Below are 6485 nucleotides of genomic sequence, written 5' to 3' on the forward strand. Positions count from 1 at the left end.
GGCCGTCGTGCCGGACGTACCAGCTGTCCCAGATCCACTTGTCGGCGAGGGCAATCGTCATCTCAGAACTCCGTCAGCCCTTGACGCCGGTCGAGGCGATCGAGGCGATAAAGGCGCGTTGCAGGAAGAGGTAGAAGGCGAGCACGGGAACGGTGATCAGCGAGAGATAGGCCATGATCTCTCCCCAGGCCCGGTTGAGCTGGAAGAAATACTGCAGGCCGACCATCACCGGCCGGTAGGTCTCCTCCTGCACCACCATGAGCGGCCACAGGTACTGGTTGTACATGGCGAGGAACTTGAGAATGGCGGCAGTGGCGAGAACGGGGCCGGCGAGCGGCATGACGACCCTGCGATAGACCTGGCCCCAGGAGGCCCCCTCCACGCGAGCGGCCTCGATCAGTTCGCCCGGCAGGTCCTTGAAGTACTGCACGAAGAGAAAGATCGTCAGCCCGTCCGCGACGAACGGGATGATCTGCACCTGATAGGAGTTCAGCCAGCCCAGCGTGAGGCCCTCGGGGCCGATCCAGGGCAGTTTCGACGCGATCAGCAGCAGCGGGATAGCGATGGTCTCGAAGGGGACGATCAGCGTTGCGAGGATGGCCGTCAGCACCAGTTCGCGCCCGCGCCAGTCGATGAAGACGAAGGCGAAGCCGGCCAGCGAGCAGACGAGCAGCGACAGCGCCACGGTCACGCCGGTGACGATGACCGAGTTCAGCACGAACAGGCCGACCGGTGCCCGCCTGAAGGCGTCGAAGTAGTTGTCGAGGCTGATGTCGCCCACCGGCAGGAAGGCGGCAAAACTCTTCGTGTCCTGTAGCAGCTGCTGGTCGGGCTTGAAGCTCGACATGATCATGAAGACGAGCGGGAAGACGAAGATCAGCGCGATGAGCGCCAGCACGGTGTAGCGGACCACGAGGCGCAGCCGGTGGTTGTCGGCAGTGATCTGGGCCATCAGCGTTTGTCCCGTGTCAGCCAGCGCTGCAGCAGCGAGATGGAAAGGACGAGGATGAAGAGGATGACGGAAATCGTCGAACCCCCCGAGATGTCCTGCTTCCCGTAGCCCCGTTCGACCGCCTGGAAGACGATCGTCTGGGTCGCGTCGAGAGGGCCGCCATTGGTCATCACGTCGATCTGCGAGAACAACGAAAACGCCTGCATGGTGATGACGATCAGCACCAGGACGGCCGTGTTGCGCAGCCCCGGCCAGGTGACGTAGCGGAACGTCTGCCAGGGCGAGGATCCCTCGACCGCGGCCGCTTCGTAGAGGGTCGGGCTGATCGTCTGCAGGCCGGACAGCCAGATGACCATGTGAAAGCCGACCGCCTGCCAGATCGACATGGCGATGATGGCACCGAGCGCGGTCGACGGATTGCCCAGCCAGTCGATACGGGGGAAGGCCCCGAAGGTGAGGGCGGAGAGCAGGTTGTTGAGCAATCCCGAGTTGCCGTCATAGATGAAGCGCCAGAGCAGCGACACCACGACGATCGAGACCACGACCGGCATGAAGTAGATGGCGCGGAACAGGTTGATGCCGCGCAGCCGCTGGTTGATCAGCAGCGCCAGGACGAGGGCGAGGCCCCCCTGCAGCGGCGCGACGATCAGCACGAAGATGAAGGTGTTGGCGAGAGCCTTCATGAAGACGACGTCGCGCGCCAGCACATAGGTGCGGCTGTCGCCCGACTGGAAGCTGAACCACTCGCGCAGCCCGTCGAGTTCGGGGTAGTCGGGATTGCCGCGCGTGTAGTCGCGCAGCCGCGGATAGGCGGGGCTTCCATCCTCCTGCCGGACGACGTTGCCCTCTGTGTCGCGCTGCGGTTCGAGGGTGAGAAGCCCCACGCCGAGCAATTGCTGGTAATTGGCGAGACCGATGAACTCGGTCGGGTTCGGCGAGACGAGGCGCTGATTGGTGAAACTCAGCAGAATGGCGAAGAGGAACGGCAGGACGACGAACAGCGCCATCAGGAAAGCCGCGGGCCCGGCCATCAGCCAGCCGGCGCGGTTGGAGCGGGTGAATTTCGATGCCATTGCGATCTCGCTGAGAGGACAGGGTCCCGGAGCGACGCCGGGACCCTGAGGGCCCTGAGAGGGATCAGTGCCCGTAGCCGCCGTTCTTCTCGATATCGGCGTCGATCTCATCGACGGCGGCATCGAGCGTGGCCTCGACATCAGCACCATTGGCGATATCGGCGAGGGCCTTTTCGAACACCTTGGCTTGCACCACGTAGCCCGGGGTCACCGGACGGACGAGGGCCTGCTTTGCGGAGAGCTCGAAGAAGCTCGCGAGCTTGCCGCCTTCCTTGTAGTTCTCGGTCATCGCGGCCGACGACGAGGTGGCAGGGATCAGGCCAATGCCGTTCGAGAAATCGGCGAGGTACTTGTCCTGCAGGGCGAACTCGATGAACTTGGCCGCGCCCTCCGGATTGGCGGACTTGGCCGAGACGCCGAACTGCCACGAGGCGGCGCCGATCCTGGAGCCGCTGCCGAAATCCGGAGCGGGTAGGAACAGGACGTCATCGAAGGCGGCCAGCGTGCCCAGCGCGGCCCAGTTGCCGTTCCAGGAGAAGGCATACTTGCCCGAGTTGAAGCCGGAGTCGCGGTCGGCGGGGTCCTGCGTCGCCTGGGCATAGCCCTCGGTGAACAGCCCCTGCCACCACTTGCCGAACGCCATGGCGGCCTCGCCGTTGAGCGCCCCCTCGGCCGACTTGTAGGTCGAGCGGTCGACGATATCGCCGCCGAAGCTCTGCAGGAACGGCGAGAAGGCATAGGGATACCACTCGCCGGTCCAGGCCGTACCAAGGTCCAGGGCGTTCTGGAACTTGCCGGAGGCCTTCGCCTTGGCGAGGGCGTCCATGAACTCGTCCTTGCTCCAGGGCTGGTCGAGGGTGGGGACCCGCAGTCCGAGTTCATCGAGGTACGACTTGCGGGTGACCAATGCGACGGCCGCATCCCAGAGCCCTACAGAGTAGAGTTGGCCGTTCCAGATCCCCTTGGTGCCGGGCAGGAAACTCGCGATCTTGCTCTCGTCGATCTTGAGCGGCTGCATGTAGCCGGCCCAGGCCCAGTTGGGCATCACGGGGCCATCGACATCGAGGATGTCCGGCAGGTTGCCGGCGAGGGCGCCGGCCGTGACGCTGTCATTGTAGGCGGCCTGCGGGAAGCTCTGCAGTTCGACCTTGTAGTCGGACTGGCTGGCGTTGAAGTCGGCAATGATCTGGTTGACGATCTTGGATTCAACTTCGTTGCCGGCGCCGTGGTACCACATCGAGAGCGTGGCCTGGGCAAAGGCGCCGCCGCTCAGAAGCGTGGCTCCGAGCAGAGCCGCCGAGAAAAGTCCGAGTTTGTTCACTTGTAGTCCTCCCTGATGAGTTTGAGTCTGGAGAGATTGCTGGGCCGGCGCTCGGTGACCGAGCCGCGCCAGCACACTGGACCGGCCACGATTGCGGCTCCGCGGTCCTCCCGGTTCTCACCGGATATCAGGCCGAGCAGGCGCTGCGCGGCGCGCGCACCCATGGCCGAGTAGGGTAGTTCCACCGTCGTCAGCGGCGGATAGAGGGTTTCCGCGATGACGCGGTAGTTGTCGTAGCCCGCCACCGACACTTCGTCGGGCACCCGCAGCCCGCGCGACCTGAGGATGCCGTAGACCCTGAGCGCCATGCGATCGTTGCCGCAGCAGAACACGGTCGGCGGGTCCGGAAGCTGGAGCATCCGGTCGATGGCATCCCAGAGCACCTGAGTGTCGCCCTCGGCATTGTCGAGTTCGCAGCACTGCACGAGGCTGTGGTCGTAGCTCAGGTCCGCTTCGGCCAGCGCCTGGCGGTAGCCGGCCTTGCGCAGGCCCGTCGCCACGATGTCCTCCCTGAGGGTGAGGTAGGCGATCCGTTCGTGTCCCGCCGCGACCAGGCGCTGGACCAGATCGTGCTGTCCGCGCCGGTCGTCCGGCACGACCGCAGGCGTGCCGTGCTGGTCGAAGCAGTTGGTCAGCACCAGCGGGGTGTCCTCGCCCAGGCTCGGCAGCTGAACCTCCTGATGATACTCGGCCACGTAGATCAACCCCTCGACGCGGTGTTCGAGGAAGGTCTTGATCAGGTGCGGCACCTTGTCGGAGCGGCCGCCGGAATCGGCAATCATCAGCGTCTTGCCGCTCGCCCCGATGATGCGCTGGATGCCCTGTACGAGCAGGAGTTCGGGAAGACCGGCGGGCTGCACGGGTTCGGGCGAGGTGGAGATGGCGCCGGTGATCAGCCCGATGAGGCCCGATTTGTTGGAGCGCATCATGCGCGCCGCGTTGGACGGGACGTAGCCAAGGGCCGCCATCGCCGCGTTGACCGCGTCGCGCGTCTTCGCGCCAACGGGAGCATCGCCATTGAGCACGCGGCTGACCGTCTTGGGCGAGACATTTGCCGCCTTGGCCACGTCGTAGATGGTTGCCAACAGACCCTCCCGTCACGCTCGGGTTGTGACACCGATGTCATGACACCGATGTCATAAAGCGGGAGGAGGAACCCTGTCAAGCGCCCGTGCGCCCCATGCGGATCGCTTGTGGGGAATGCCCCAGGCGTCCTCCCCGGTCTGGCGGAGACAGGTCCTTCCGTCCGAACGGGAGCCTTCCAGACTCTGTGAAGCGCCACAGGCTGGCCTGAACCGGAATCGCGATGGCACTTTGGGCGCGCGGAATCGTTGCGAGGCCACAGGGGCGTTGCCGAGGCGCAGGCATCTGGATTCCCCCCGCTGTCGAGGCCTCTGTGAGGTGGGCGCCTCGGCCTGCGGCTCCGTGCGGCGTCGGTGACGCGGCGGGCGTCCCGTGGGGAGGATCTCCTTTGTCCTTGCTTGTCGGGCGCTTCCGTTGAACATGCGGAGCCAGTCGCGACTGGTCGGCTCGGGTGTGCTCCCGGCGGGCTGCGTCGCGCCAACCGATCCCGAAGGGCTGGGATGAACGCATATTCGCTCGAAGTCACCGACACCCCGTCGCCCGAAACCCTGAGGGCCATCGGCGACCAGCTGGCGGCCTTCAATGACGCCGATGTCGGCCCCTCCGGCCGCCGGCCGCTGGTGGTCGCGGCGCGCGACGGCGAGGGCAGGGTCCTCGCCGGACTCTCGGGCTACACCGCCTGGGGCTGGCTCTACGTGCAATGGCTGTGGATCGCCGAAAGCCAGCGCGGGCAGGGTCTTGCCGGTACGCTGCTCGCAGCCGCAGAAGTCGAGGCGCGGACGCGGGGGTGCCACGGCGCCTACATCGATACCTTCAATCCCGTCGCGCTCAAGGCCTACCGGCGCGCCGGCTATGTCCCGTTCGGGGAACTCGCCGACTTCCCGCGAGGGCGGACCCGCACCTTCCTGCAGAAGCCGCTCTGATCGTCACATGGCGAGCACGCCGCCGGTCAACGGCCGGGGGGCCCCGGTCGTCGTCGGCAGGCTGATCGGCAGGCCGCGCAGCACCCGCACGGCCAGAAAGGCGAAGCACTCCGCCTCGATCGCATCGCCGCGCCAGCCGACGGCCTCGGCGGGCACCGCGTCGACCCCGGCGCGCTGCCCGAGCATGGTCATGATCGCCGGGTTGTGGCGACCGCCGCCACAGACCACGAGCCGCTCGGGATGCCGAGGAAGCAGGTCCAGCGCCTTGCCCACGGCGGACGTCGTGAACGCCGTCAGTGTTGCGGCACCGTCGGCGGGACCGAGGCCATCTGCCATGCTGGAGGAAAAGTCGAACCGGTCCAGGGACTTGGGGAAGGGGGCCGCGAGATAGGGGTGCTGCAGCAGGCGGACCAGCCGGTCCTCGTCGACCTGGCCCTGCAGCGCCAGGGTGCCATCGCGGTCCATCTCCCCCAGTCCCAGGCCGCGGATGAAGTCGTTGATCGGTGCGTTCGCCGGTCCGGCATCGAAGGCGAGCAGTAGTTCGCCGCCGTCCCACCAGGTGACATTGGCGACCCCGCCAAGGTTGAGCACCGCCGTGCGTCCATCGTCGGCGCCGATCCGTCGCAGCAGCGCCTGGTGGTAGAGTGCCGCGAGCGGCGCCCCCTGGCCCCCCGAGCGGACGTCGGCGGAGCGGAAATCATACGCGACCGGGGCGCCGAGCAGGCGGTGCATCAGCCAACCGTCGCCGAGTTGTCGTGTCGCGCCGATGCGTCCGGGCTGCGGGGCCCGGTGCAGCACGGACTGGCCGTGGAACCCGACAATGCCGATCTCGCCCAGGCCCAGTCCTGCCGAAGCCGCCAGCTGGCGAACGGCCTCGCTCTGCGCCCGGGTGAGAGCCTGCTCGGCTTCGGCGAAGATCGCCGGCTCCGGCCCGTCGAAGTTCCACTGGCGCGCCGCCGTCAGCGTCCTTTCGAGCAGGTCGCGGATCCACTGCGGATACGGGGATAGCGTGTAGGGGCCGAAGGCCTCGATGTTCTCGCCGTCGGTGCGCAGCAACGCCACGTCGATGTTGCCGTCCAGAACGGTCCCGGTCATCAGGCCGACGGCCCAGATTGGCTGCACTCACACCTCCT

Annotated in this window: 6 protein-coding genes; 1 reads left to right on the top strand and 5 read right to left on the bottom strand. The window is 66.5% G+C overall.

Annotated elements, in window-relative coordinates; all coding sequences use genetic code 11:
* Positions 1–73 precede the first annotated feature (73 nt).
* The 4 genes from ACE3TU_RS17320 to ACE3TU_RS17335 all read right to left on the bottom strand — a co-directional run bounded on the left by ACE3TU_RS17320 (position 74) and on the right by ACE3TU_RS17335 (position 4431).
* Positions 74–952, bottom strand: coding sequence for a carbohydrate ABC transporter permease (locus ACE3TU_RS17320; protein WP_374626452.1), 879 nt, complete (start codon positions 950–952; stop codon positions 74–76).
* A complete protein-coding gene (locus ACE3TU_RS17325) occupies positions 952–2025 on the bottom strand; it encodes a carbohydrate ABC transporter permease (RefSeq protein ID WP_374626454.1) in 1074 nt (357 codons plus the stop codon). The genes ACE3TU_RS17320 and ACE3TU_RS17325 overlap by 1 nt, the downstream gene beginning before the upstream one ends.
* Positions 2026–2089: 64 nt before the next feature.
* Positions 2090–3346, bottom strand: coding sequence for an extracellular solute-binding protein (locus ACE3TU_RS17330; RefSeq protein WP_374626456.1), 1257 nt, complete (start codon positions 3344–3346; stop codon positions 2090–2092).
* Positions 3343–4431 (bottom strand): LacI family DNA-binding transcriptional regulator, encoded by a 1089-nt coding sequence (locus ACE3TU_RS17335; RefSeq protein ID WP_374626458.1) that lies wholly within the window; start codon positions 4429–4431, stop codon positions 3343–3345. Before ACE3TU_RS17335 ends, ACE3TU_RS17330 begins: the two co-directional genes overlap by 4 nt.
* A gap of 498 nt (positions 4432–4929) precedes the next feature.
* Between ACE3TU_RS17335 and ACE3TU_RS17340 the strand changes: the two genes are divergently transcribed.
* A complete protein-coding gene (locus tag ACE3TU_RS17340) occupies positions 4930–5352 on the top strand; it encodes a GNAT family N-acetyltransferase (protein WP_374626460.1) in 423 nt (140 codons plus the stop codon).
* Positions 5353–5355: 3 nt separating this feature from the next.
* On the opposite strand, the gene ACE3TU_RS17345 is transcribed toward ACE3TU_RS17340, so the two are convergent.
* Entirely contained in the window at positions 5356–6474 is a 1119-nt protein-coding gene (locus ACE3TU_RS17345; RefSeq protein WP_374626462.1) for an anhydro-N-acetylmuramic acid kinase, read from the bottom strand.
* Between the last annotated feature and the right edge of the window lie 11 nt (positions 6475–6485).

This window comes from Devosia sp., assembly GCF_041917035.1.
In the GTDB taxonomy this organism is placed as follows: domain Bacteria; phylum Pseudomonadota; class Alphaproteobacteria; order Rhizobiales; family Devosiaceae; genus Devosia_A.

What these genes read in the sequence shown, in the direction of transcription:
- ACE3TU_RS17320 (WP_374626452.1), bottom strand. Translation starts at nt 952, where the DNA reads ATGGCCCAGATCACTGCCGACAACCACCGGCTGCGCCTCGTGGTCCGC.
- ACE3TU_RS17325 (WP_374626454.1), bottom strand. Translation starts at nt 2,025, where the DNA reads ATGGCATCGAAATTCACCCGCTCCAACCGCGCCGGCTGGCTGATGGCC.
- ACE3TU_RS17340 (WP_374626460.1), top strand. Translation starts at nt 4,930, where the DNA reads ATGAACGCATATTCGCTCGAAGTCACCGACACCCCGTCGCCCGAAACC.